Genomic DNA, 25,583 nt, shown 5'->3' on the forward strand with positions numbered 1-25,583 from the left:
GGATCACAACAGCGCGAACACCAGCGCCAGGATCGACAGCAGCGACACCAGCCACACCAGGCTGCGCACGTACGGCACGCCGGCGGCGTACAACGGCAGATAGGCCACGCGCGCCCAGAAGTAGGCCTGCGCGGCCAGCGCCGTGGTGTCATTGCCGCGCCCGGCCAGCACCACCGCGATCGCGGCGGCAGCGAAGAACGGGAAGGTCTCCAGGAAGTTGGCCTGGGCCCGTTGCAGGCGGCCGGCCAGCGGGGTGAGCGGCCGGGCCTGGCCATCACGTGCCGAGGCATTCCACTTCATTCCCCGCTCGCGGGTGACCACGGTGGAGGTGGAGAAGATGTAGACGAAGCCCAGCAGGGTCGCCCAGGCCAGCATGGTCAGTTCGGTTGCCATCATCGTTCTCCTCAGGGACCCGACGCGCGCAGGCTGTAGCCGGCCAGTCGCCACACCTGGTCCTCGTCGAAACGGAACGACACCAGCTCACGCACCGGCTGTGCGCTGTTGGCGAAGCGGGTCGGGAAGCTGACATTGATGTACAGCCCCTCCGGTACGGCCGCACCCGCGCTGTACTTGACCCGGGTGATGGTCGGCTGGCCACGGCCGGCCATCGCGCCCAGGCGCGTGCGTTCACCGGCCAGCTGGGTAACGAAGGCAGCCTTGGGAACCGCGCGTCGTGCGACTGCGGATGCGCCGTCCCACAATTCGCCTGCGCGATTGGCATCGACCAGCTGCGCGACCCGCACCGCCGCCGCCCCCATCTCCGCATCCTGTTTCTGCACCTGCGCCTGCTGTGCGGCGGTCAGTGCCGGCGCGCCCGCGGTAAGCGGCTTGGCCGCCGCCGGCGATGCCGGTGCCGGTCGCGCAGGCGCGGGGGCGGGCGTGGCCGGTGCAGGCGCCTGCGCCAACGCGGCGATGGGCATCAGGGACAGCAGCAGGAGCACGCGCTTCATGGACACCGCCGGTTCTCGGGAAAGAACCGCAGTCTACGCCAGCGCGGTGACCGCCTCGTCAGCGCGCGGGGACGCTGCCTTCCACCGCCCCGGCAGCCGCGTCGGCCTGCGCTGCAGGCCTACCGGCGTCCGCAGGCAGCTGCTCGGCCACCGGCGACGGCTCGGACGGCGCCGGCGGCAGCGTTGCCACGTCGATCTCCGACAATGGGCTTTCCTCCGGACACACCGCATCCGGGAACCCGAAGCGCTGTTTCAGCGCCTGGCCGCAGCTGTTGATCGATTCCATGTCGGCGCCTTCGCGCTTGCACTGCTGGTCGAAGGCGATCAGGAACGCATCCTTGCGCTGCACGAAATCATCGCCGCAGGCGCGCATCTGCTTGATCCGTTCCAGATCATCCTGCACAGCGTTGGTGCCATCCAGCCCGTACTGGCGCAGCTCGTCGGCGGTCAGCAGGCGCAGGCTGCGGTTGGGCACGGTCATCATCAGGTCGGCCACGCCGACCGCCACGCCGTTGCGCTGCAGGTAGTCCTTCACGTTGTCGTAGACCTCGTGCAGCTCGCGGTTGAGTTCAGCACGCGAGGTGGCCCTGGAACTGATGCGCATCATGCGGTGGATGCCGACCTTGCCCGACAGCAGGCGGTTGTCGCCGGCTGCCAGCACGAACACGCAGGCGCTGTGGCAGATCGAGCCTTCGCGCACCCAGATGGTCCAGCCCGATTCGCCGATGCTGTCACCGGCCACGATCGCCGATTCCACCTGGCCACCGCTGGAATCGAGGTCAAGGATGCGTTTGTGGATCTTCTGTTCATCGGCCACCACAGCCAACCGCCACATCATCTCGGCGAAGCCCGGATTGATCTTGCCGGCATAGCGCACGCGCATCAGGCCGCGCTCGGCACACGGCGCCAATGCCTTGCTGATCTGGTCGCGCTGCAGACCCTCCAGCTCGACACCGTCGCCGGCGTCACCGGCATATTCGGTGCTGCAGCTGACCCAGGCGCGGCCGTTCTCCAGCTGCGCCTGCGGCCACGGCCGGTCGGCCCGGCTGCGGGGCGGCGCCGGCGGCGGTGGCGCATCGGCGGCATTGATCGACACCATGTTCTCGCCATCGCTGGCCGGTGCCCGCGCGGCCTTGTCGGCGGCGGTCACGTTGCCCGGATTCTCCAGCTGGCTGCAGCCCGCCAGGGCCAGGCACAACAGGGGCAACCAGCGGAGTTTGGCGGACATCGGGCAACCGGTCTTCATCTGAGCAAGAGCCACAGTCTACCCGTCCAGGCCGCGCATTCAGTGCCTGGCACTGAACCCCTTCTGACCCTTGGGGAAAAAGCGTGTCGACCAAGCTCGACACCTGCCAACAGCAGTGCAGAACACTCTCCCGCAGGAAGCCCGCTGTTGCAGTTGACGGCCAGCGGCCGGCACTACCACGGGTGCAGGGCGCAGCCCTGCCGAACCCCTTCAGCATCCATGTCCGAATGTGGCGAGTATCGCTGCCCACTCCGGCCTAGACTGGCGCCATGGACACCGCACTCGCCCTCGACACCGCCGCCTGCGACCGCGCCCGTCTGGCCCGCGACGCACGCTTCGACGGCGTATTCTTCACCGCCGTGCGCAGCACCGGCATCTACTGCCGCCCGGTGTGCCCGGCGCCACCGCCGAAGCCGCGCAACATCAGCTATTTCCCCACGGCGGCCGCCGCAGCCGCAGCCGGCTACCGGCCATGTCTGCGCTGCCGTCCCGAACTGGCACCCCAGGCGCAGCAGGCGCTTGCCGGTCAGACCGTACAGCGTGCACTCGCCCTGATTCATGGCGGTTTCCTGCAGGATCAACCGGTTGGCGATCTGGCCGCGAAGCTTGGCCTGAGCGCGCGCCAGCTGCAGCGCCTGTTCGTCGAACACCTGGGTGCGACCCCGGGACAGATCCACGCCACCCATCGCCTGCTGCTGGCCAAGCAGCTGCTGACCGAAACCACGCTGCCGGTGACCGACGTGGCACTGGCTGCCGGTTACAACAGCCTGCGCCGCTTCAATACGGCGTTCCTGCAGGGCTGCGGCATGGCGCCAACCGCGCTGCGCCGCCAGCATCACCCACTGGCCGCCGACGACGGCAGCCTGGTGCTGCGTCTGGTGTATCGCCCACCGCTGGATTTCCCGCGCATGCTGGCCTTCCTGCGCAAGCGCAGCCTGCCCGGCATCGAGCTGATCGGCGAGGACAGCTACCAGCGCGTGCTCGGCACGCCCGAACGCCCCACCCTGCTGCGCGTCACCGCCGACCCGAAGCGACCGGAACTGCATCTGCAGCTGGGCGCGGTCGATCCGCGCCTGATTCCGGACATCGTGCGCCGCGTGCGCCGCGTGTTCGATCTGGATGCCGACCTGCAACAAGTGCACGCCGCGCTGAGCGAGGAACCGCTGCTGGCGCGCGGCATCGCCGAACGGCCGGGCCTGCGCGTGCCCGGCGGCTGGGATGGTTTCGAAGTGGGCGTGCGCGCAGTGCTGGGCCAACAAGTTAGCGTCGCGGCGGCCACGACGTTCGCGCGGCGGCTGGTGGATGCCTACGGCGCGCATCTGCCCGGCATGCCCTCGGAATTCGACCGCCAGTTCCCAGCGCCCGAGGTGCTGGCCGAAGCGCCGCTGGAATCGATCGGCCTGCCGCGCAGCCGAGCGGCCACCGTGCGTGCGCTGGCGGCCGCCTGCGCCAGCGGCCAGCTCGACTTCGGGCCCGGCCAGGCGCTGGAAGAGTTCGTTGCCCGCTGCGTGGCGCTGCCCGGCATCGGACCGTGGACGGCGCAGTACATCGCCCTGCGCGGCCTCGGCCAACCCGATGCCTTCCCCGCCGGTGACCTGGTATTGCAGCAGGTCCTGGGCCATGCGCAGGGCCAACGCCTGAGCGAACGTGCCACCGAAGCGCGCTCGCAACCGTGGCGCCCCTGGCGCGCCTACGCCGTGCTGCACCTGTGGCACCTGTCCGGCACTTTCGTTGGAGAACCGACATGACCCTGCTGTTCGACCGTTTCGACAGCCCGATCGGCGTGCTGACCATTGCCGGTGACGAGCGCGGCCTTTCGCATGTGCTGTTCCCGGAGAACCGCCATCCGGCGCGCGGCCGTGACGATTGGCACTACGCACCGGATGCACTGCCGGAAGCACGCGAGCAGTTGCTGCAGTTCCTGCATGGCGAGCGCAGCCGCTTCGATCTTGAGCTTGCACCGCGCGGCACGCCGTTCCAGCTGCGCGTATGGCAGGCGCTGGCACTGATCCCGTTTGGCCAGACCTGGAGCTACCTGCAGCTGGCGCAGCACCTGGGCCAACCCAGTGCGACCCGCGCGGTGGGCGCGGCCAATGGCCGCAATCCCCTGCCGATCATCCTGCCCTGCCATCGCGTGATCGGCAGCAATGGCGCCCTCACCGGATTCGGCGGCGGCCTGGAAACCAAGGCCGCCCTGCTGCGCCTGGAACAACGCCAGGCCCCGCTGTTTGCCTGAAGGTTGAGTGGCTGTTGGCAGGTGTCGACCTTGGTCGACATGCTGGATGGGTTTGCGGAGTGCCTCTGGTGAGGAGCCCCTTCCTGTTGAAGGGGGCGCGCCGAAGGCGCGGGGATAAGGAAAAATGCGTGGACACGGCGCGCTCTCCGGCGCCGTGTCTCGGCTTGGTCATTGCGGCGGCTTATCATGCATGGATGACTTCCGTACGCCTGACCTGTTCGCTGGCGCTGCTGCTGCCCCTGGCATCCTGCACCACCGCGCCCGCCCCTTCCGCCTCCGCTCCCACCGCTGCCGCTGCGGCCGCGCCGCCGAAGCTGCTGCTGATCTCGATCGACGGCCTGCGCGCCGACGCACTCGATCGCGGCCTGACCCCGAACCTGCAGCGTCTGATCGACGGCGGCGTCCGCGCACGCTGGATGACACCGTCCTATCCGTCGCTGACCTTCCCCAACCACTACACCATCGTCACCGGCCTGCGCCCGGACCACCACGGCATCGTCAACAACAGCATGGACGATGCAGCGCTGGGCCGTTTCGAACTGAGCAACCGCGACGCGGTCACCACCAGCGGCTGGTGGGGCGGTGAACCGATCTGGGTCGGCGCCGAGAAGGTCGGCGTGCGTACCGCCACCACCTCTTGGCCGGGCAGCGAATCAGCGATCGGCGGGGTGCGCCCCAGCCAGTGGCGCGTGTACGACAGCAAGGAGCCGTTGGAGCAGCGCGCCGGCATCGTGCTGGACTGGCTGGCACAGTCCGACGCCGATGCACCGCGGCTGACCACGTTGTACATGGAACATGTGGACAAGGCCGGCCACAACTACGGCCCCGAATCGACGCAGTACGCCGAGGCCATCGCCCGTGCGGACCTGATTGTCGGCCAGGTGCTCGATGGCCTGCAGCAACGTGGCCTGGCCGCCACCACCAACGTGATCGTGGTGTCCGACCACGGAATGGCATCGGTGCCGGAAGGCCAGGTGATTTCCACCGAATCGATGGTCGACCCCGCCATCGCGCGCAATGTCAGCCAGGGCCAGTCGATCGGCTTTTCGCCGGTGGCCGGCCGTGAGGCAGAAGCCGAACGCGCCCTGCTCGGCCGTCACGCACACTATGAGTGCTGGAAGAAGGAGAACCTGCCGGCGCGCTGGCACTACGGCACGCATCCGCGCATTCCGGCCATTGTCTGCAACATGGACGAAGGCTGGGACGCGCTGCACCAGCAGAAGCTCGCCAAGCGCGTCCACCAGGACCGCGGCTCGCACGGCTACGACAACGCACTGCCATCCATGCGTGCGGTGTTCGTGGCCAGCGGCCCATCGTTCCGCCAGGGCCTGGTGATCGACGGGTTCGACAACGTGGATGTCTACCCGCTGCTGGCCCACCTGCTGCAGGTACCGGCCGCGCCGAATGATGGCAACCCGGAAACGCTGAAGCAGACGCTGCGCTGATTGAGCACCTCCGCCGGGCATGCCCGGCGAGCGCAGCGGCCCGAACGACAGGCATAAAAAAACGCGGCGCCAGGCGCCGCGTTTTCTTTGGACCGGTCGGTCGGCCGGATCAGGCCTTGGCGACGGTCTTCTTCGCCACAGCCTTCTTCGCCGGAGCCTTGGCCACGGTCTTCTTGGCAACCGGGGCGGCGGCGCCTACGGCGACCTTGCTCGCGGTGTGCGAACGGGCGTTGCCGTAGCTGGCGTTGTAGCGCTTGCCCTTGGCGGTCTTGCGGTCACCCTTACCCATGTCTTCAACTCCTCAAGTGTGAAATCTGGTTACCCCGTACTGACACGGGTTCGGCGGGGCCGCCTTGCTGGGCGCCCCCGCGCACGATCGAAAATCCTATCACGGAGCACCTAGTGCGCGCAGCTTGCGTCGTGCACGTGGCCGTGGTTCAGGCGCAGATTGACCAGATGGGCAACCCCCACCAGCAGGCCACCGATGGTCATCACCACCGCATGCGGCACGGCGTTGTGGTGCAGCGGGTCGTACAGCACGCCGGCCCACAGCGCGACCAGACCGGGAATCAGGAAGCCCAGCGCGCGCAGCGCGCCGTGGCGGCGGTAGCCCCAGACCAGGCTGAACAGCCCCAGCAGGGTCACGAACACCACCAGGGCCTGCTCCACGCCATCGCTCAGCCAGAACGACAGGCCCAGCGAAGGCGCCGCCGCCAGCAGCACGGGAATCACCGCGCAATGCACCGCGCACAGCATCGAACCAGTGGCGCCGAAACGGTCGAGCAGGTGGCGCAGGCGTGAGGACAGGGACATGACTTCCAGCAGGGTCGGCGAATCGTTATGGAATAATATAACATCCGTTCCCGACCCGCACGGTTTCCCTCCCCCCTGTCCCGCCGACGGGATACGTGCGCCCCGCAATTGATACATTGTAACAAAGGACTTGCCCATGCCCGCCCAAACCCTGCGCTTCAAGCCGCATTCCCTCGCCCTGGCCCTGGCCGCCCTGCTGCCGTCCACGGCCTTTGCCGCCGGCCAGGACACCGCTCATCGTGACCGCCACCTGACCGAGCTGTCGTCGGTGCAGGTGACGGCCTCGCCGCTGCAGGGCGATGCCGAATCGCTGGCGCGCCCGGTCGACGTGCTTGCCGGCGAACGCCTGGACGAGCAGAAGGCTGGCACCCTCGGCGATACCGTGGCCAAGCTGCCCGGCGTGCAGAGCACGTTCTTCGGCCCCGGCGTCGGCCGCCCGATCATCCGTGGCCAGGAAGGCCCGCGCGTGGCGGTGCTGTCCAACGGCATGGGCAACATGGATGCCTCCACCGTCAGCGCCGACCACGCCACCAGCATCGAACCGTTCCTGGCCGACCAGATCGAAGTGCTGAAGGGCCCGGCCACGCTGCTGTTCGGCAGCGGCGCCATCGGTGGTGCAGTCAACGTGGTTGATGGCCGCATCGCGCGCGAACTGCCGGAGCGCCCGCTCAGCGGCCGCGCCGAACTGCGCGGCAATTCGGTGAACAACGAGCGCAGCGGCATGTTCCGCCTCGATGGCGTCAGCGGCAATGTCGTGCTGCACGTCGATGGCCTGGTGCGCAATGGCGACGACTACCGCATTCCCGGCTATGCGGTCATCGACAGCCTGGAAGATCATCACGACCACGACCATGACCACGATGCGGCCGAGGGTGAAGAACCGCGTCGCGGCCGCCTGGACAACAGTTCCATCCGCACCCGCGCCGGTGGCGTCGGCGCCACCTGGCTGGGCGAAGGTGGCTACTTCGGCGTGTCGGCCAGCACCTACCGCACCAACTATGGCATTCCCAACGGCGCCCACGTGCACGCCGACGGCGACGATCACGGCCATGACCACGATCACGATCATGGCGACGAAGAGGAAGGCGACGAGCATGACGTGCGCATCGACATGGTGCAGAACCGTTTCGAGACCAAGGCCGGCATCTACAACCCGGTTTCGTTCCTGAAGAACATCAACGCGCGCGTGGCCTACACCGACTATGAGCACGTGGAGCTGGAGGCTGGCACGCCGTCCACCCGCTTCACCAACCGTGGCATCGAGGCCCGGCTGGAGGCGGTGCAGCAGCAGATCGGCGGTTGGGACGGTGCCTTTGGCCTGCAGTTCGGCAACAGTGATTTCGGTGCCAAGGGTGAAGAAGCTTTCGTCCCGGATACCGGCACGAAGAACATCGGCCTGTTCGTGCTGCAGGAAAAGCAGTTCGGCCCGTTCAAGCTGGAACTGGGCGGCCGCCACGACCAGGTCAAGCTGGAGCCGACCGGTGATTACCGCCGCCGTACCTTCGGTGCCACCAACCTGTCCGCAGCCGGCATCTGGAAGCTCAACGACGCGGTCGACCTGCGCATCGGCGTGGACAGCTCCGAACGTGCGCCGACCAATGAAGAGCTGTATGCCGCCGGCGCGCACATCGCCACCCGCTCGCTGGAAATCGGCGACGCCAACCTGAAGACCGAGCGAGGCCAGCGCGTCGAGCTGGGCATCCATACCCACAGCGAGCGCCTGGACTTCTCCGCGTCGGTCTACCAGACCAAGTTCAAGGACTTCATCTACCTGGCCGACACCGGCGTGACCGAGAGCCTGCCGGTCCGCGCCTGGACCCAGCAGGACGCGGTGTTCCGCGGCGCCGAAGCCGAGGCGCTGGTGCATCTGTTCGAAGGCGGTGCCGGCGACTGGGACCTGCGCCTGTTCGGCGATTACGTGAAGGCCAAGCTGGATGGCAGCGGCAGCCGCACGCTGGACATCGCGGTGCCGCACGGCGACCACAACCACAATTACTCGGTGGAACTGGCCAACACCGGCTACCTGCCGCGCATCGCACCGGCCCGCGTCGGCGCCGACCTGCGCTGGTCGAAGGACGGCTGGCGTGCCTCGGTCGGTGCGGTGCGCTACAGCCGCCAGAAGGACGTGGCGCAGAACGAGGAGCCGAGCAATGGCTACACCCTGGTCGATGCGCATCTGGCCTACCGCTGGGACCGCAACACCAGCAACAGCTACGAGGTGTTCCTGGATGGCAGCAACCTGACCAACCGCGAAGTGCGTCCGCATACCTCGCTGCTGCGCGACTACTCGCCGCTGCCGGGTCGCGGTGTCGCTTTTGGCATCCGCGCGTTTTTCTGATCGCGCAAGGCGGGATCGGATCCCTTTCCGACGGAAAGGGCTCTGACCCCACGCCATCAGAACGGGGGCCTTCGGGCCCCCGTTTTTGTTTCAGCCGCACCCCATCACGTAGGCGTCACAAAGATGTGCGTACGACAACAACCGGACAATCCCGTCACTCACTGTCTCGCCATACGGACACTTTTGTCCGAAAATAATTCCATGACTGCCCAACGTGCCGATGCTGCCGCCCGCCGTGCCCTCATCCTCGATGCCGCCGACCATGTCTTCGGCCAGCATGGCGTCACCGCCCCGCTGGACCTGGTGGTCGAGCGCGCCCAGGTGGGCCGGGCCACCCTGTACCGCAACTTTCCCGACCGCACTGCGCTGATCCAGGCGCTGCTGCAGCGCACGGTTGATCGCATCCGGCGCCAGGTCGAACAGCTTGGCGACCGCGACGACGCCCTGTTCGAGGTGTTCGAAGGCATGGCCCAGCGCATCATCGATTCGCCGGCACTGGCCGATTACTGGCGCGCGGTCGATTCGGACGTGCCGGCCATGCGCACCGCACGCGAAACCGTGCGTGATCTGCTGGAAGACCCCATCAACCGCGCCAAGGCCGCCGGCCTGTGCCGCGCCGACCTGGACAAGACGGATATTTCACTGATCTCGGGCATGCTGGGCGCAGCCCTGCGCGGCAAGACCCGCGACGAGCGCGCCCATCTGGCCGGGCGTGCCCTGCAACTGCTGCGCGGGGGTCTCCAGGGAGCTACCAGCGAGGCCCGTTGATGGTCCAGCCGTATCTGAAGCCGGTTCCGGATTGGGAAGAGCACGAGAAGCCGACCATGCCCGGCTCGGCGTCGATGCCCTGGCATCCGCCGCATCGACGCGTCGCCTACGCACTGGTATCGCTGCTGGTGGCGATCACCGGCGGCCTGGGCAACGCGCTGGTCACCGCCAACCTGCCGTTCCTGCAGGGCCAGCTGGCGCTGACCCCGACCCAGGGCAGCTGGCTGGTGGCGGCCTACGCGATGGTCAATGTCACCGCCAACCTGCTGGCCTTCAAGTTCCGCCAGCAGTACGGCATCCGACTGTTCGCCGAGATCGGACTGGGCCTGTATGCGGCGTTGGCGGTGCTGCACTTGTTCGTCGGCAGCTTCGAGACCACGATGCTGACCCGGGCCGCCAGCGGTTTCGCCGGCGCGGCCTGTTCGACGCTGGGCACGCTGTACATGCTGCAGGCGCTGCCGCGTCGCTTTACCGGCAACCTGCTGGTGGTCGGCGTTGGCCTCTCACAGCTGGCGGTGCCGATCGCCTGGATCGTTTCACCGGGCCTGGTCGATACCGGCCAGTGGCACCAGCTGTACTCGTTCGAAGCCGGCCTGGCGCTGTGTGCGTTCGCTGCCGTGGTGGTGCTGAAGCTGCCGCCGGGCATCCAGGTGAAGGCGTTCGAGCCGCTGGATTTCCTCACCTTCGCGCTGCTCGCGCCGGCGGTGGCGCTGCTGGTGATCGTGCTGGCGCAGGGCTACACACGCTGGTGGCTCAACACGCCCTGGCTGGGCTGGGCGTTGATTGCCTCGATCGCGCTGTCGACCACCGCCTTCATCATCGAACATTACCGGCGCAACCCGCTGCTGCAGACACGTTGGCTGGCCAGCCTGCCGGTGCTGCATTTCATCATGGGCGCGTTCCTGATCCGTTTCCTGACCACCGAGCAGTCCTATGGCGTGGTCAACCTGATGCGTACGCTGGGCATGGGGCCTGATCAGATGCGACCGTTGTTCGTGGTGATACTGGCCGGTGTGGTCACCGGCATCGTGGGCACCGCGCTGACCTTCGGCCCGAAGCGGCTGATTCCGCAGCTGCTGATGGCGATCCTGCTGCTGGGCGCGGCCGCGTTCTTCGACCAGCACCGCACCAGCCAGGATCGCCCGCAGGACTTCTTCGTCAGCCAGTTCCTGGCCTCGGTCGGTGCCGGCATGTTCATGGGGCCGCTGATCATGCTCGGCATCTCCGCCGCGCTGAAACAGGGCGTGGACCACATGATCACCTTCCTGGTGACGCTGTCGATCACCCAGACCCTCGGCGGCCTGGCCGGTTCTGCGGTGCTGGGCACCTTCCAGCTGCATCGCGAACAGCTGTATTCCAGCGCGCTGACCAGCCAGCTCGACCCCGCCGATCCAGTGGTGGCGCAGCGCCTGCGCCTCCAGCAGCAGTTGTACGGCGCACAGATCACCGACCCGGTGCTGCGCAGCGCACAGGGCAGCGCGCAGCTGGCGCAGACCACGCGCCGCGAAGCCAACGTGCGCGGCTTCAACGATGTGTTCACCCTGAGCGGCTGGCTGGCGATCGGCTTCCTGTGCTGGTTGCTGCTGCTGTCGCTGCGCACCGCCGTGCTCAGGCAATGGCGCAAGCGTCATCCCTCTTCCCCTGCCGTGGCCACGCCGGCCGCAACCCGCTGAGTCCACTGCCATGCCTCCGGTTCCGCCCCGCCCCGACGACGCCGACGACGTCACCCCACCGCCACCGACCGACGCCGCCCCCGCGCCGACGCCGGTCGAACCGGCGCTGCCGCCGAAGTACCTCAAGCCCAGCGCACGCAGTGTGGTGGTGATGGTGGTGGTGGCGCTGCTGGGCATCGCGCTGATCCTGCGCGCCTGGCACCTGTGGCCGTTCACCAGCGCCGTGATGGTGACCGACAACGCCTATGTGCGCGGGCAGATCACGGTGATGGCGCCGCAGGTGAACGGCTACGTCACCGAGGTGCTGGTGAAGGATTTCCAGCATGTGAAGCAGGGTGAGCCGCTGCTGCGCATCGATGACCGCATCTACGCACAGCGCGTTGCGCAGGCGCAGGCCACGCTGGACAGCGCGCGTGCGGCGCTGGCCAATTCGGACCAGTCGCAGGCGCAGAACCGTGCACAGATCGCTTCGGTGCACGCCACGCTGTCGGCCGGGCAGGCCGAACTGCAGCGCTCGCGCAACGAGCTGAAACGCTACGAGGAACTGGCCGCGCAGCAGCTGGTATCGATCAACGACCGCGACAAGTTCCGCACCAGCCAGGCCTCGGCGCAGGCCAGCGTGCAGCAGGCGCAGGCGCAGATCCGCATCGCCGAGGAGACCCTGGTCTCGACCCAGGTGGCGCGCAAGAGCCTGGAAGCACAGGTGGAGAGTGCACAGGCGCAGCTGGAGCTGGCCCGCATCGACCTGGCCAACACGGTGATCCATGCGCCGCGCGACGGCCAGATCAGCGAGGCCAGCGTGCGCGTGGGCCAGTACGTGGCCGCCGGCTCGCAGCTGCTGTTCCTGGTACCGGATGCGCTGTGGGTGGTGGCCAACTACAAGGAAGGCCAGACCTGGCAGATGCGCATCGGCCAACCGGCCACCTTCGCGGTGGATGCGTTCCAGGGCCAGGTGCTGCGCGGCCATGTGGAGCAGATCGCACCGGCCACCGGCTCGGAGTTCAGCGTGCTGCGGCCGGACAATGCCAGCGGCAACTTCACCAAGGTGGTGCAGCGGCTGCCGATCCGGATCTCGATCGATCCGGGACAGGAACTGGCGGCGCGGCTGCGGCCAGGCATGTCGGTGATCGCACGGGTGGATACCGCGGTCGAGCCGGCGCCGGCCCGGTAGAGTCGAGCTTGCTCGACTAGCTCATGAAATGGGGTCAGATCCCTTTGCCTCTGGCAAAGGGATCTGACCCCAATCCCACCGCCCGCTCAGCCTGCGCAGCGCGCGCAGAGCCCGTGCACTTCCAGGGTCTGCGCCTGCGGCTGGAAGCCCAGTTCCTTGGCGCGCTTTTCCAGCTGGCTGACGATCTCGCGGTCTTCCAGCTCCACCGCGCTGTGGCAGCTGTTGCAGATCAGGAACGGCACCGAGTGCGCCGCGCTGCTGGGGTGATGGCAGGCCACGAAGGCGTTGACCGATTCCAGCTTGTGCACGAAGCCATTGGCCATCAGGAAGTCCAGCGCGCGGTACACGGTGGGCGGGGCATCGGCGCCCACGCCCTTGCCGTTGCGCACCCACTCCAGCAGCTCGTAGGCCTTGACCGGCTTGCCGGCCTCGGCGATCAGCTTCAGCACATTGGCGCGGATCGGGGTCAGGCGCAGCCCGCGTTCGCGCGAGACACGCTCGACCACCGCCACGAAATCCGTTGCGTCATGGACGTGGTGGTGCGGGGCGGTACAAGCAGTGGCGGTCTTGGCGGGCATGCGCGTTCTCCGGTTCGGGCCTGGCAAGGATGCCTCAGGCCGTTGCTACCTTGGTGATGGCCACATCGATGCGTTTCAAGGCCTGCTGGCGGCCGGCCAGATACACGGTCTGGGAAATGTCAGGGCTGACCTGGGTGCCGGTGATGGCCACGCGCAGCGGCTGGGCGACCTTGCCCATGCCGATCTCCAGTGCCGCGGCCGTGTCGTGCAGGGCCACGCCGACCGCTTCGGCGGTCCATTCCGGCAGCGCCGCCAGCAACTCGCGGGCCTTGCCCAGCGCCACCTCGGCACCGGCCTTGAAATGCTTGGCCACCGCGGCCTCGTCGTAGGTGGTCAGCGGCTGGTACCAGACCACGGCGCTCTCGGCCATATCCTTCAGGGTCTGCACGCGGTCACGCAGGGCCACCACCACGTCCTCCGGCGCCGGGCCGGCGGCCACGTCCAGGCCCAGCTTCTGCAGCTGGTAGACCAGGTGCGGGGCGATGCTGGCCGGCGTCTCGCTCTTCAGGAACTGCTGGTTGACCCAGCCCAGCTTGGCCATGTCCAGGCGCGAGGCCTTGGAATTGCAGTCCTTCACGTCGAACAGCTCGATCAGCTGCTGGCGGCTGAACAGCTCCTGGTCACCGTGCGACCAGCCCAGGCGGGCCAGATAGCTCAGCAGCGCGTCGGGCAGGTAGCCGGCATCCTTGTACTGCATCACGTCGGCCGCGCCGGTGCGCTTGGACAGCTTGGCGCCCTGCTCATCCAGGATCATCGGCATGTGGCCGAACTTCGGCACCGGCGCGCCGATGCCCTCGTAGAGGTTGATCTGGCGCGGGGTGTTGTTGATGTGGTCGTCGCCGCGGATGACCTCGGTGATGCCCATGTCCCAGTCGTCCACCACCACCGCGAAGTTGTAGGTGGGGTAGCCGTCCGGGCGGAAGATGACCATGTCATCCAGCTCGCTGTTGGCGATCTCGATGCGCCCCTTGATCAGGTCGTCGAACACCACGCTGCCGTCGAGCGGGTTCTTGAAGCGGATGACGCGGTTCGGGTCGTCCTTGCGCGGCAGGCCCAGCTCGCGCGCGGCGCCGTTGTAGCGCGGCTTTTCCTGCCTGGCCATGGCCGCCTCGCGCATGGCGTCCAGCTCTTCCTTGGTTTCGTAGGCGTAGTACGCCTTGCCGTCGGCCACCAGCTGCTCGGCCACTTCCAGGTAACGGGCCACGCGGTCGGTCTGGTAGATCGGGCCCTGGTCGTAGTCCAGGCCCAGCCAGTCCATCGCCTCCAGGATGGCGTCGATCGCCGCCTGGGTGCTGCGTTCACGGTCGGTGTCCTCGATGCGCAGCACGAACTCGCCGCCACGGTGGCGGGCCTCCAGCCAGCAGTACAGTGCGGTGCGGGCACCGCCGATGTGCAGGTAACCGGTGGGGCTGGGGGCGAAGCGGGTGCGGCAGGTCATGGAGGGCTCGAGGAACGGGAATCCGCCGATTTTACCACCAGCCCCGGAAAGGCAAGCAGGGACCGGTGCGCCCGGCCCCTGCCACCCGGTTCTTCAGGGCTGCGGTTCAGCCTTGCGCGGGAAGGACTGCTCACGCATCGCCGCGTTGTAGGCGAACGAGGCGACGATGGCTGCGGCCTGCTTCAGGTCTTCCGGTTCGGCGTGGTCCCAGGTGTCCAGATGGGTATGGTGGACATTGGTGAAATAGTCCAGCCGATCCTGGATGAACTGGAAGCCCGGCAGGCCGATACGGTCGAAGCTGATGTGGTCGGTGCTGCCGGTGTTGCGGGTGGCCACGGTGGTGGCGCCCACGTCATGGAACGGCGCCAGCCAGGCTTCGAAGATCGGCATCGCCGCCAGGTTTTCCTGGGCGTAGATGCCACGGAAGCGGCCCGAGCCGTTGTCCATGTTGAAGTAGACTTGGAACTTGCCGTAATCGCGGGTCTTGCGCAGCGCGCCGGTCGGCTCGCGCAGCGAGGCCGGCAGCGCCTTCTGCGCCGGGTCGGTGGGCGCGGGGAACTGGCCGAAGTGCTTGGCCACATAGGCCTGCGAGCCGATCAGGCCCTGCTCTTCGCCACTCCACAACGCCACCCGGATGGTGCGCTTGGGCTTGGCGCCGGTGGCCTTGAGGATGCGCATGGCCTCCATCATCACCGCCACGCCGGCGGCATTGTCGGCCGCGCCGGTGCCGCTGTGCCATGAATCCAGGTGCGCGCCGATCATCACCACTTCGTCGGGCTTTCTGCTGCCGCGGATCTCGGCCAGCGTGTTGTAGCCGGGCTGGTCGGCCTCGTCGGTGAAGCGTGCGGCCACATCCACGCGCAGCCGCACGGTCTGCTTGGCCTCCAGCGCGCGCACCAGCGGATTGAAGTGCTCGCTGATCATCGCCAGCTCCGGAATGCCGACCGATTCACCGGCCTTGCGCGAGCCGCCACCGGCCACACGGATGATGCCGTTGTCCCAGCTGCTGATGCTGATCGAGGCCAGCGCACCCTCTTCGACGAAGAACGCATTGACCTTGGCCGTCAGCGCCTGCCGTTCCTGGTATTCCTTGACCCGCTTGGCGCGTTCAGCGGTGGCGTCCTTGTCCTTGGGCAGGGTGAACTCCTGCAGGCCTTCCAGCGAGGTGGCATCGTGACGGTGCGAATCAGCTTCGGTGCCGCGCTTGTACTCGCGCGCCTCGCCCAGCAGCAGGATCTTCCCGCGCAGCTTGCCGCGGTATTTCTCGATGTCTTCGGGCTTCTTGATCTCGACCTGCACCAGCTCGCCTTCCACCGGCCCCTGCGTGCCCGGAGTCCAGGCCTTGGGCAGCGCATGCAGCGGCTGGATGCGGTCACCCAGCATCTCCACGCTGGCCGAGGTGAATTCCCAGCCGCGTCCGAAATCATCGAAGGCTTCGTCGTGGACGTTGTCCAGCTTCCATTCGTTGAACTTGCCGCGGGTCCAGGCGTTGGCGCGGCCCATCGCCGGCGAATTGGTCAGGCGAGGCCCAATGCGTTCGGTGAGATAGCTGAAGGTGTCCATCACCTGCGAACGATGGAACGCTTCCTGGCGGATGCGGCTGACCATGTCCAGGTCCACCGTTTCGCGCTGCTGCGCCCCTGCGTTGCCACCCATCGCCAGCGCTGCGGCCAGCATGCCCCACTTCAACACATCCCACCCCTGCCTTGCGGCCTGCTCATCAACCCGTCGAGTCTAGCCAGCACGGGCGCGGCGATACCGTCCCATCGGTCATGGGGGCGATCACCCATTCCACCCCAGCCACAACTGCGCCCGTTCCGGCAGCAGCAGCAACCAGTGCCGCCGGTCGATGCTGCTGCAGCCGTATACCGCCGCATGTGCCGGCCAGTCCTCCGGCAAACCCCTCATGCCTATCTCGGCCAGCGCCGCCGCCCCGGTCTTCCATGGCCGGTAACGCGGCACCCGGCCGGCCACCGCGCCGCGTCCGTGCCGCGCGTCCTGCAACCAGCCCAGGCCCTGCCCCTGCAATCCTTCGCAGGTCACCGCAGCCAGCTGGAAGCGGACCAGGCCGGGGGCGATCCGTGCCCCCGGCAGGGCCGCCAGCACACCATGTGCCTGCAGCAGTGCATCCACCTCCAGCAGGGCCGGGATGCCCTGTTGTGCCCGTTGCCGCAGTCCCTGGCGCCAGCCCATCGCACGCTCCTTACTTCGGTTCCGCGCCGAGCGCGTACCAGTCGACCCGGCGGGTCACCCACATCGCCAGCGCCAGGATCACGAACAGCAGCAGCGAACCCATCAGCAACGCGTTGTTCTCCGACACCAGCAACCCATACAGCGCGCCGTACAGCACGGTCAGCAGCGCAGCAAAGCCGAGGCCACGCTTCCAGTGGCCCAGCACGTTGGCCAGGTACACCGCCTGCAGGCCGATGCACGCCACCGCCGAGACCAGGTAGGCCTTCCAGAACGCGATGTGCTCGGACAGGCTGATCAGCAGCAGGAAGAAGATCGCCAGTGCCAGGCCCACCATCAGGTACTGCAGCGGATGGATGCGCAGCGACTTGATCAACTCGAACAGGATGAAGCCGACGAAGGTGAGCAGCACGAACAGCACGCCATACTTGGAAGCGCGGTCGGCCTGGGTGTAGGTATCGACCGGATCGACCAGCGACACCGTCACCGCCTGCGAATCGATGGCCCCCTCGCTACGCAGCTGGCGCTGGGCATCGGACGCCAGCGAAGACACCGCCCAGCGTGCATCGAAGCCCTGGGCATCGACGCGGCGCTCGTTGGGCAGGAACGCGCCGCTGAACGACGGGTGCGGCCAGCTCGAGCGCAGCGCGATGCGGGTGTCATCGCCGACCGGCACCACCGACAGCATGCGGCTGCCATCCAGGCGCAGTTCCAGCTCCACCGAACTGCCTGCCAGGGTGCCGCCCTGGTTCGCGGCGAAACCGGCCACCGGCGCATGCAGGCCACGGCCGACTTCGCTGGCTGCGCCGACGCCGGGCAGCAGACGCACCTGCTTGCCATCCACACGCAGGTTGGGCGTGCCCACCAGCCCGCGCACATCGGAGATACCCAGTGCCACGTAGGGTTGACCGTAGACACGGCCAGCCTTCAGCGGATAGTCGTCGGCGGCGAAGGTCGCCTTCAACTGGCCATTCCAGCTGTACACCGGCACCTTGAACAGGCCGACTTCACGCTGGCTCGGCAGCATCTCGCCCCCCACTTCCAGCGACGCCGGCATCTGCAGCCAGTGGCCTTCGGTGACCTGCTCTTCGGTCTTCTTGTTGCCCTTGGCGTCAACCACTTCAACCTGCTGGCGTTCCACCCACGGCACTACCCGCACCGGCCCGACCAGCTGCTGCGCACCGGCACGGCTGTCGGCCACACGCGCGAAGGCTTCGTCGCGGTACTGGCTGCGCTCGCTGATGACCCCGCGGATCATCGTCAGCGGAATCAACAGCAGCAGGATCAGCCCGCCGACAATGGCGAACCGCAGCAGCATCTTCAGGGATTTCATGGTCCATCCTCGTTGGAGAGGGCTGCAGGATGGACCGCTGCCGTGAGCAGGGTTTGTGGCGAAGTTGAAGCGAGTGTGAAGTCAGCGCCGCGGGCGCTGGCCCGTCGTGCCCAGTGGCAGCCACAGGCTGGCCACGGTACCGCCACCATCGCGGGCATCGACACTGGCGCGGCCGTCGTGCAGGCGCGCGACCTCCTGCACGAACGGCAGGCCCAGACCGGAACTGCGCCGGCCGCTGCCGGGGCGGGCCAGCGAATAGAAGCGCTCGAACACCCTTTCGCGCGCATAGTCGGGAATGCCGGCGCCACGGTCGGCCACCTGCAGGCGCACGCCCTGCCCCTCCGCGTCAGCCTGCAGCACCACCTCTGCACCGGCGGGTGAGAACGCAATCGCGTTGTCGATCAGGTTGTGCAATGCCTGCCGCAGCAGATAGGCATCGCCCTGCACGGCCAGCTCGGGCACGCTGCCGATGCGGACCTGCACGCCGGCCGCCTGCGCGCGCACCTGCGCCGCCCCGGCCGCATCGGCCAGCAACGCCGGCAGCGCGATCGGGTCGCGGGTCTGCAGCCAGCCGTGCTGTTCCACTTCGGCCAGCGCCAGCAGCTTGTCGATGGTTTCGGTCAGCCGCTCCTGCTGGTCGACGATGCTGCGCGCGAAGTGCAGGCGATCGGCCTCCGGCAGCGGCTCCTGCAGCAGCTCGGCGGCACCGCGGATCGCCGCCAGCGGGCTCTTCATCTCATGCGTCAGCGACTGCACGTACTGCTCGACGTAGGCCTTGCCTTCCAGCTTGCGGCGCATCGTTTCCAGCGCCTGGCCCAGGTCGCCGATCTCGTCGCGGCGGCGCCGTGGCGGTGGCACCGGTTCGCCGGCGGTGACCGCACGTGCATAGCGGCTGAGCTGACCCAGGCCGGTGGTCAGCCACATCGTCACCAGCACCCCGACCAGCGCCGACAACCCGATCAGCCACACACCACGCTCGATGATGGCGCGCTGGCTGGCGGCGATGAACGGATCGATGCTGCGGTTGGGCTGGGCCAGGCTGAGCACGCCGATCAGTGTGCGTCCATCGGCCGGGTCGTACACCGGGGCGGCCACGTGCATCACCGTATTGCCCTCCTCACCCGGCGTTTCCGGGCTGGAACGGGCGCCATATTCACCGCGCAGGGTGCGGTAGACATCATTCCAGCGCGAATTGTCACGGCCCAGGTCGCGGCCCAGCGAATCATAGATGACGATGCCCCTGGTATCGGTGATGGTCACCCGGTAATCCAGCGAGCGCTTCGGGAACCGCCAGACCATCGCTTTCAGGTCGCGCTGGCGTGCCTTGGCCAGGTTGCGGGTGAAGCTGCCGCTGCGGATGGTGCCGGCCTTGACGTCGGCGGCGGCCATCTCGGCCAGCACGTTGGCGGCATCGACCAGGGTCGATTCCATCGCCTGGCGTACACCGGGCTTCACTTCGTTGACGAACACGCGCATCACGAAGAACGCGGCGATGCCGGTGATCAGGAAGAAGCCGAGGAACAGCTTCAGCACCAGGCGCATCGGCTACACCTCCAGCGCGTAGCCGAGGCCACGGTGGGTGCGGATCGGATCGTTGCTGGCCCCGGCCGCGCGCAGCTTGGCGCGCAGCGTCTTTACGTGCGTATCGACGGTGCGGTCAGCGCTGTCGGCACCACTGTCCCAGCCCCGGTCCATCAGCTGGGCACGGCTGAGGATGGCACCCGGGCGCTGCAGCAACGCCTCCAGCAATGCGTATTCGTAGCGGGTCAAATCCAGTGGGTGGCCATCGAAGCGGATGCGCCGGCCTTCGCGATCGATGGAGAACGCACCCTGTTCCTGCCAACCGGCGTCGGCACTGGCCACGGCCGCAACCGGCAGCACACGGCGCAGGCGTGCCCGCACCCGCGCCACCAGCTCGCGCGGCGAGAACGGCTTGGTCATGTAATCGTCGGCGCCCAGCTCCAGGCCAAGCACGCGGTCCACTTCATCATTGCGCGCGGTCAGGAAGATCACCGGCAGCTGCGCCGCCGGCCCGGGTTGGGCACGCAGCCGGCGGCAGACCTCGAAGCCGCCCAGGTCGGGCAGCCCGACGTCCAGCACCACCACGTCGATATCCCCGGCCTGCAGCCGCAGCAGGGCCTCACCGCCCAGCAGGCAATGGCTGGCGGCGTAGCCTTCGCTGCGCAGCGCATAGAGCACGGTTTCGGCGATGGCGGTTTCGTCCTCGACCACCAGGACATGGGCAACGGGCGCTGTCATGGCGCGCAGCATAGCCGCTGCGGCCGCCGCCCCGTACACTGCCGCCCATGAACTATCGCCACGCCTTCCATGCCGGCAACCACGCCGATGTGCTCAAGCACATCGTGCAGCTGGCCCTGATTGACAGCTTCAAGCGCAAGGACAGCCCGTTCTTCGTGCTCGACACTCACGGCGGTGCCGGCCGCTATCTGCTGGCCAGCGAAGAGAGCCGCAAGACCCTGGAGGCCGAGTCCGGAATCATGCGGCTGATGGCCCAGCCCAAGCTGCCGGAGGTGGTCGAGCGCTACCTGAAGGCAGTTCAGGCCGGCAATCCGGTGGGGGCGATGACCACCTACCCGGGTTCGCCGCTGCTGAGCGCACAGGCGATGCGCGCACAGGACCGCATGGCCGTGTGCGAGCTGCAGGAGGCCGAAACCGCCTCGCTGAAGGCGCTGTTCGCGCATGACAGCCGGGTCGGCGTGCATCCCGGCGATGGCTACGCGCTGCTGCGTTCGCTGCTGCCGCCGAAGTTCAACGGCAGCAAGATCGGCCGCGGCCTGGTGCTGATCGACCCGCCCTACGAGGCCCAGGATGCCGAGTACCAGGCCGTCCTGGCCGCCCTGGCCGAGACCCTGGCACGCTGGCCGCAGGCCACCTGCGCGGTCTGGTTCCCGATCAAGCAGCGCCGCACCATCCTGCATTTCCTGCGCAAGGCCACCGCCCTGCCGGTGAAGTCGGCGATGACGATCGAGTTCCTGGTGCGCCCGGACGATTCGCCGCTGCGCCTGAACGGCAGTGGCATGCTGCTGCTCAACCCGCCCTGGCAGTTCGACCGGGTGGTCGGCCCGGCCCTGCCGGCGCTGCGCCAGCACCTGGGTGAACCCGGTGCCAGCACCCGCCTGGATTGGCTCAAAGCGCCCGAATAACGGCCTTCACGAGGCTGTACCGCCGTGAGCCTTTCGTTCACGGAATGCAGCCCCGGTGATGCCACAATCGATGGACCACCAAGGAATCACCCGGTATGGCCACTCGCAACCGCATGCCGCCCTGGCATGAGATCTTCAAGGCTCCCAGCGGCCACGAGCTGCTGATCCGCCCCATCCGCCCGGAAGATGGCGCACCGCTGCAAGCGGCGTTCAGCCTGTTCGGGCCGGAAGAAATCCGTGATCGTTTCCTGCAGGCGGTGACCGAACTGTCACCGGAAACCACCCAGCGCCTGACCCACCCGAATCCGAAGACCGAGATCACCCTGGTCGCGGCCGAGTCCCTGCCCGCTGGCGAAGCCGTGGTCGGCGCGGTCGCCCGGGCCTCGATCATCCCCGGCACCCGTGAGGCCGAGTACGCGATCCTGATCAGCCGCTTCCTGATCGGCCAGGGCCTGGGCCGGCAGCTGATGCGCAAGCTGGTGAAGTGGGCCCGCGGCAAGTATCTGGACCGCCTGTACGGCGACGTTGCCGCCGAGAACGAGCCGATGAAGCAGCTGGCCGCCTCGCTGGGCTTCAAGCCGGTACCGCACCCGACCGGGGCCGAGGGCCTGGTGCGGATGGTGCTGGAGCTGGACAACTGACGGTAGCGCCGGGCCATGCCCGGCGACGTTGATTCAACCGCTGCGCTCGCCGGGCTTGGCCCGGCGCTACCCCGCTCACGTCGCGATCATTGGCCGGGCGGGGGCTTCTGCTAAAATCCGCGATCAATGTCGCGTACTTCATACCCCGCTCCGCCGCTGCCGCGTGCCGGCCAGCTCCGCGCCTGGTGGCGCGCCCCGGCTTCGCCGACTGCACTGGCCTGGTATCTGGCCCAGGCCGCGCGCGCCCACGATGCCCCGCTGCTGGTGATCGCGCGTGACAACCACGGCGCCAACCAGCTCGAAGCCGACCTGCATACCCTGCTCGGCGGCGACCCGGCCCTGCCGGTAGTGGCTTTCCCGGACTGGGAAACCCTGCCCTACGACCGCTTCAGCCCGCATCCGGACATCATTTCGCAGCGTCTGGCGGCCCTGCACCGCCTGCCCGCGCTGAAGCGCGGGCTGGTGATCGTGCCGGTGCAGACCCTGCTGCAGCAGCTGGCCCCGCGCAGCTACGTGATCGGTGGCAGCTTCGACCTGAAGGTTGGCCAGCGCCTGGACCTGGAGGTCGAGAAGCGCCGCCTGGAAAGCGCCGGCTACCGCAACGTGCCGCAGGTGATGGACCCGGGCGACTTCGCCGTGCGCGGCGGTCTGCTCGATGTGTTCCCGATGGGTGCCGACGCACCGCTGCGGGTGGAACTGCTGGACGAGGACATCGACTCGATCCGAGCCTTCGACCCGGAAAGCCAGCGTTCGCTGGACAAGGTCGAAGCGGTGCACATGCTGCCGGGCCGCGAAGTGCCGATGGACGAGGCCAGCATCGCCCGTGTGCTGGCCACGCTGCGCGAGCGCTTCGACGTGGACACCCGGCGCAGTGCGCTGTACCAGGATCTGAAGTCCGGGCTGGCCCCGGCCGGCGTGGAGTACTACCTGCCGCTGTTCTTCGAACGCACCGCAACCCTGTTCGACTACCTGCCCGACGGCAGCCTGCCGGTGGTGTGCGCCGGTGCCGGCGAAGCCGCCGAGGCGTTCTGGGCACAGACCGGCGAACGCTATGAACAGCGCCGCCACGATGTGGAGCGGCCGCTGCTGCCGCCGTCGGCGCTGTACCTTTCACCGGAACTGCTGCGTGAACGGCTCAACGATGCCCCGCGCATCGAGGTCTGGTCCGCCGACCACGCCCGCATCGGCGATGCCCACGCACTGGGCGATCAGCCGCTGCCACCGCTGCCGGTCGCCGCCCGCGAGGCACCCGCCGGCGATGCGCTGAAGTCGTTCCTTGGCCATTACCCCGGCCGGGTGCTGATCGCCGCCGATTCGCCGGGTCGCCGCGAGGCCCTGCTGGAAGTGCTGCAGGCCGCCGGACTGAAGCCACCGGTGGTGGCCGACATGCCCGCCTTCCTCGCCAGCGATGCGCGCTTTGCGATCGCGGTGGCACCACTGGAGGATGGCTTCGCGCTGGACGATCCGCGCATCGCGGTACTCACCGAGCGCCAGCTGTTCCCCGAGCGCGCCGGCAGCACACGCCGCACGCGCCGTGCCGGCCGCGAGCCGGAAGCGATCATCCGCGATCTGGGTGAACTGACCGAGGGCGCGCCGATCGTGCACGAGGACCATGGCGTCGGCCGCTACCGTGGCCTGATCGCGATGGACGTCGGTGGCATGCCCGGCGAATTCCTGGAAATCGAGTACGCCAAGGGCGACCGCCTGTATGTGCCGGTGGCCCAGCTGCACCTGATCAGCCGCTACTCCGGCGCCTCGGCGGAAACCGCGCCGCTGCATTCGCTCGGTGGCGAGCAATGGAGCAAGGCCAAGCGCAAGGCCGCCGAGAAGGTGCGCGACGTCGCCGCCGAACTGCTGGAGATCCAGGCGCGCCGCCAGGCGCGTGCCGGCCTGGCACTGCAGGTGGACCGCGCCATGTACGAACCGTTCGCGGCCGGCTTCCCGTTCGAGGAAACCCCGGACCAGCTGGCCGCGATCGAGGCCACCCTGCGCGACCTGGCCAGCAGCCAGCCGATGGACCGCGTGGTCTGCGGTGACGTCGGCTTCGGCAAGACCGAAGTGGCCGTGCGTGCCGCCTTTGCTGCCGCCAGCGCCGGCAAGCAGGTGGCGGTGCTGGTGCCGACCACGCTGCTGGCCGAACAGCATTTCCGCAACTTCCGCGACCGCTTCGCCGACTATCCGATGAAGGTCGAAGTGCTGTCGCGCTTCAAGACCAGCAAGGAGATCAAGGCCGAGCTGGAGAAGGTCGCCGCCGGCACCATCGACGTCATCGTCGGTACCCACCGCCTGCTGCAGCCGGACGTGAAGTTCAAGGACCTGGGCATGGTCATCGTCGACGAGGAACAGCGTTTCGGCGTGCGCCAGAAGGAAGCGCTGAAGGCGCTGCGCGCCAACGTGCACCTGCTGACCCTGACCGCCACGCCGATTCCGCGCACGCTCAACATGGCCATGGCCGGGCTGCGCGACCTGTCGATCATCGCCACCCCGCCGCCCAACCGGCTGGCGGTGCAGACCTTCATCACCCAGTGGGACAACGCGCTGCTGCGCGAAGCCTTCCAGCGTGAACTGTCACGTGGTGGCCAGCTGTACTTCCTGCACAACGACGTGGAGAGCATCGGCCGCATGCAGCGCGAGCTGTCCGAGCTGGTGCCCGAAGCGCGCATCGGCATCGCCCATGGCCAGATGCCCGAGCGCGAGCTGGAAAAGGTAATGCTGGATTTCCAGAAGCAGCGCTTCAACGTGCTGCTGTCGACCACGATCATCGAATCGGGCATCGACATCCCCAACGCCAACACCATCATCATCAACCGCGCCGACCGCTTCGGCCTGGCCCAGCTGCACCAGCTGCGCGGCCGCGTCGGCCGTTCGCACCACCGCGCCTACGCCTACCTGGTCGCCCCTGACCGCCGTTCGATCACCCCGGATGCGGAAAAGCGCCTCGAAGCGATCGCCTCGATGGACGAACTGGGCGCCGGCTTCACCCTGGCCACGCACGATCTGGAGATCCGTGGTGCCGGTGAACTGCTTGGCGAGGACCAGAGCGGACAGATGGCCGAGGTCGGCTTCAGCCTGTACACCGAGCTGCTGGAGCGCGCGGTGCGCAGCATCAAGCAGGGCAAGCTGCCCGACCTGGATGCCGGTGAGGAAGTACGCGGCGCCGAGGTCGAGCTGCATGTGCCGGCGCTGATTCCGGAAGACTACCTGCCGGACGTGCACACCCGCCTGACCCTCTACAAGCGCATTTCCAGCGCGCGCGACAGCGATGCGCTGCGCGAGCTGCAGGTGGAGATGATCGACCGCTTCGGCCTGCTGCCGGATGCGGCCAAGCACCTGTTCGCCATCGCCGAGCTGAAGCTCAACGCCAGCAGGCTGGGTATCCGCAAGCTCGACCTGGGCGAGAACGGTGGCCGCATCGTGTTCGAATCCAAGCCGAACATCGACCCGATGGCGGTGATCCAGCTGATCCAGAAGCAACCGAACCTGTACGCCATGGAAGGGCCGGACAAGCTGCGGATCAAGCACCCGCTGCCGTTGCCGGAAGACCGCTTCAACGCGGCCCGCGCCCTTCTGACCACCCTCGCCCCGGGTTGATCGCCCCC

22 protein-coding genes are annotated in these 25,583 nt (G+C 67.9%); 10 read left to right on the forward strand and 12 right to left on the reverse strand.

Annotated elements, in window-relative coordinates:
- Positions 1-3: 3 nt before the first annotated feature.
- From AC5YGJ_RS00385 to AC5YGJ_RS00395, 3 genes are read right to left on the reverse strand one after another with little or no spacing between them, the layout of a single operon-like run.
- The gene (locus AC5YGJ_RS00385) at positions 4-393 is read right to left on the reverse strand and encodes an MAPEG family protein (protein WP_496185404.1); all 390 of its coding nucleotides are present in this window, start codon (positions 391-393) and stop codon (positions 4-6) included.
- Between the two features lie 11 nt (positions 394-404).
- Positions 405-950, reverse strand: coding sequence for a DUF4019 domain-containing protein (locus AC5YGJ_RS00390; protein ID WP_309337425.1), 546 nt, complete (start codon positions 948-950; stop codon positions 405-407).
- Between the two features lie 58 nt (positions 951-1,008).
- The gene (locus AC5YGJ_RS00395) at positions 1,009-2,178 is read right to left on the reverse strand and encodes a COG3904 family protein (RefSeq protein WP_496185405.1); all 1,170 of its coding nucleotides are present in this window, start codon (positions 2,176-2,178) and stop codon (positions 1,009-1,011) included.
- A 287-nt stretch (positions 2,179-2,465) separates the two neighbouring features.
- Here AC5YGJ_RS00395 and AC5YGJ_RS00400 point away from each other — a divergent pair, with 287 nt between their 5' ends.
- The 3 genes from AC5YGJ_RS00400 to AC5YGJ_RS00410 all read left to right on the forward strand — a co-directional run bounded on the left by AC5YGJ_RS00400 (position 2,466) and on the right by AC5YGJ_RS00410 (position 5,877).
- Positions 2,466-3,944 (forward strand): DNA-3-methyladenine glycosylase 2, encoded by a 1,479-nt coding sequence (locus tag AC5YGJ_RS00400; protein ID WP_107230293.1) that lies wholly within the window; start codon positions 2,466-2,468, stop codon positions 3,942-3,944.
- Positions 3,941-4,432 carry a methylated-DNA--[protein]-cysteine S-methyltransferase gene (locus AC5YGJ_RS00405; RefSeq protein WP_309337418.1) on the forward strand — a complete coding sequence of 164 codons (492 nt, stop codon included), beginning with the start codon at positions 3,941-3,943 and terminating at the stop codon, positions 4,430-4,432. Before AC5YGJ_RS00400 ends, AC5YGJ_RS00405 begins: the two co-directional genes overlap by 4 nt.
- A gap of 194 nt (positions 4,433-4,626) precedes the next feature.
- A complete protein-coding gene (locus tag AC5YGJ_RS00410; RefSeq protein ID WP_309337415.1) occupies positions 4,627-5,877 on the forward strand; it encodes an alkaline phosphatase family protein in 1,251 nt (416 codons plus the stop codon).
- A 109-nt stretch (positions 5,878-5,986) separates the two neighbouring features.
- Here the strand turns inward: AC5YGJ_RS00410 and AC5YGJ_RS00415 are convergent, their stop codons facing one another.
- The gene (locus AC5YGJ_RS00415; protein ID WP_010483110.1) at positions 5,987-6,166 is read right to left on the reverse strand and encodes a 30S ribosomal protein THX; all 180 of its coding nucleotides are present in this window, start codon (positions 6,164-6,166) and stop codon (positions 5,987-5,989) included.
- Positions 6,167-6,276: 110 nt separating this feature from the next.
- A complete protein-coding gene (locus AC5YGJ_RS00420) occupies positions 6,277-6,690 on the reverse strand; it encodes a MerC domain-containing protein (RefSeq protein WP_008264835.1) in 414 nt (137 codons plus the stop codon).
- A gap of 136 nt (positions 6,691-6,826) precedes the next feature.
- Between AC5YGJ_RS00420 and AC5YGJ_RS00425 the strand changes: the two genes are divergently transcribed.
- The 4 genes from AC5YGJ_RS00425 to AC5YGJ_RS00440 all read left to right on the forward strand — a co-directional run bounded on the left by AC5YGJ_RS00425 (position 6,827) and on the right by AC5YGJ_RS00440 (position 12,640).
- Positions 6,827-9,028: a TonB-dependent receptor gene (locus AC5YGJ_RS00425; protein WP_496185406.1), complete on the forward strand. Its 2,202-nt coding sequence runs from the start codon at positions 6,827-6,829 to the stop codon at positions 9,026-9,028.
- 201 nt (positions 9,029-9,229) lie between these two features.
- Entirely contained in the window at positions 9,230-9,796 is a 567-nt protein-coding gene (locus AC5YGJ_RS00430) for a TetR/AcrR family transcriptional regulator (protein WP_496185407.1), read from the forward strand.
- Positions 9,796-11,469 (forward strand): MFS transporter, encoded by a 1,674-nt coding sequence (locus tag AC5YGJ_RS00435; RefSeq protein ID WP_309337400.1) that lies wholly within the window; start codon positions 9,796-9,798, stop codon positions 11,467-11,469. Before AC5YGJ_RS00430 ends, AC5YGJ_RS00435 begins: the two co-directional genes overlap by 1 nt.
- A 10-nt stretch (positions 11,470-11,479) precedes the next feature.
- Positions 11,480-12,640 (forward strand): HlyD family secretion protein, encoded by a 1,161-nt coding sequence (locus tag AC5YGJ_RS00440; RefSeq protein WP_496185408.1) that lies wholly within the window; start codon positions 11,480-11,482, stop codon positions 12,638-12,640.
- Between the two features lie 86 nt (positions 12,641-12,726).
- Here AC5YGJ_RS00440 and AC5YGJ_RS00445 read toward each other — a convergent pair whose 3' ends face one another.
- The 7 genes from AC5YGJ_RS00445 to creB form a co-directional block, all read right to left on the reverse strand.
- On the reverse strand, positions 12,727-13,218 hold the full coding sequence (locus AC5YGJ_RS00445; protein WP_107230286.1) for a Fur family transcriptional regulator: 492 nt from the start codon (positions 13,216-13,218) through the stop codon (positions 12,727-12,729).
- Positions 13,219-13,252: 34 nt separating this feature from the next.
- Positions 13,253-14,656, reverse strand: a complete 1,404-nt coding sequence (gene gltX, locus AC5YGJ_RS00450) for a glutamate--tRNA ligase (RefSeq protein WP_409461130.1) — start codon at positions 14,654-14,656, stop codon at positions 13,253-13,255.
- Positions 14,657-14,749: 93 nt separating this feature from the next.
- Complete coding sequence (locus tag AC5YGJ_RS00455) at positions 14,750-16,333, reverse strand: M20/M25/M40 family metallo-hydrolase (RefSeq protein ID WP_496185605.1); 1,584 nt, start codon at positions 16,331-16,333, stop codon at positions 14,750-14,752.
- A 105-nt stretch (positions 16,334-16,438) separates the two neighbouring features.
- Positions 16,439-16,849, reverse strand: a complete 411-nt coding sequence (locus tag AC5YGJ_RS00460) for a hypothetical protein (RefSeq protein ID WP_496185409.1) — start codon at positions 16,847-16,849, stop codon at positions 16,439-16,441.
- A gap of 10 nt (positions 16,850-16,859) precedes the next feature.
- On the reverse strand, positions 16,860-18,179 hold the full coding sequence (gene creD, locus AC5YGJ_RS00465; protein WP_409461129.1) for a cell envelope integrity protein CreD: 1,320 nt from the start codon (positions 18,177-18,179) through the stop codon (positions 16,860-16,862).
- An 81-nt stretch (positions 18,180-18,260) separates the two neighbouring features.
- Entirely contained in the window at positions 18,261-19,721 is a 1,461-nt protein-coding gene (gene creC / locus AC5YGJ_RS00470) for a two-component system sensor histidine kinase CreC (protein WP_496185410.1), read from the reverse strand.
- A 3-nt stretch (positions 19,722-19,724) separates the two neighbouring features.
- Positions 19,725-20,450, reverse strand: coding sequence for a two-component system response regulator CreB (creB, locus tag AC5YGJ_RS00475; RefSeq protein WP_249844629.1), 726 nt, complete (start codon positions 20,448-20,450; stop codon positions 19,725-19,727).
- Positions 20,451-20,485: 35 nt separating this feature from the next.
- On the opposite strand from creB, the gene AC5YGJ_RS00480 reads away from it, so the two are divergent.
- From AC5YGJ_RS00480 to mfd, 3 genes are all read left to right on the forward strand, one after another.
- The gene (locus AC5YGJ_RS00480) at positions 20,486-21,343 is read left to right on the forward strand and encodes a 23S rRNA (adenine(2030)-N(6))-methyltransferase RlmJ (protein WP_107230277.1); all 858 of its coding nucleotides are present in this window, start codon (positions 20,486-20,488) and stop codon (positions 21,341-21,343) included.
- A 95-nt stretch (positions 21,344-21,438) separates the two neighbouring features.
- Complete coding sequence (locus AC5YGJ_RS00485; RefSeq protein WP_046987672.1) at positions 21,439-21,984, forward strand: GNAT family N-acetyltransferase; 546 nt, start codon at positions 21,439-21,441, stop codon at positions 21,982-21,984.
- A 126-nt stretch (positions 21,985-22,110) separates the two neighbouring features.
- On the forward strand, positions 22,111-25,575 hold the full coding sequence (gene mfd, locus AC5YGJ_RS00490; protein WP_496185411.1) for a transcription-repair coupling factor: 3,465 nt from the start codon (positions 22,111-22,113) through the stop codon (positions 25,573-25,575).
- The last annotated feature ends 8 nt before the right edge of the window (positions 25,576-25,583 follow it).

This window comes from Stenotrophomonas sp. CS3K5, from assembly GCF_059515225.1.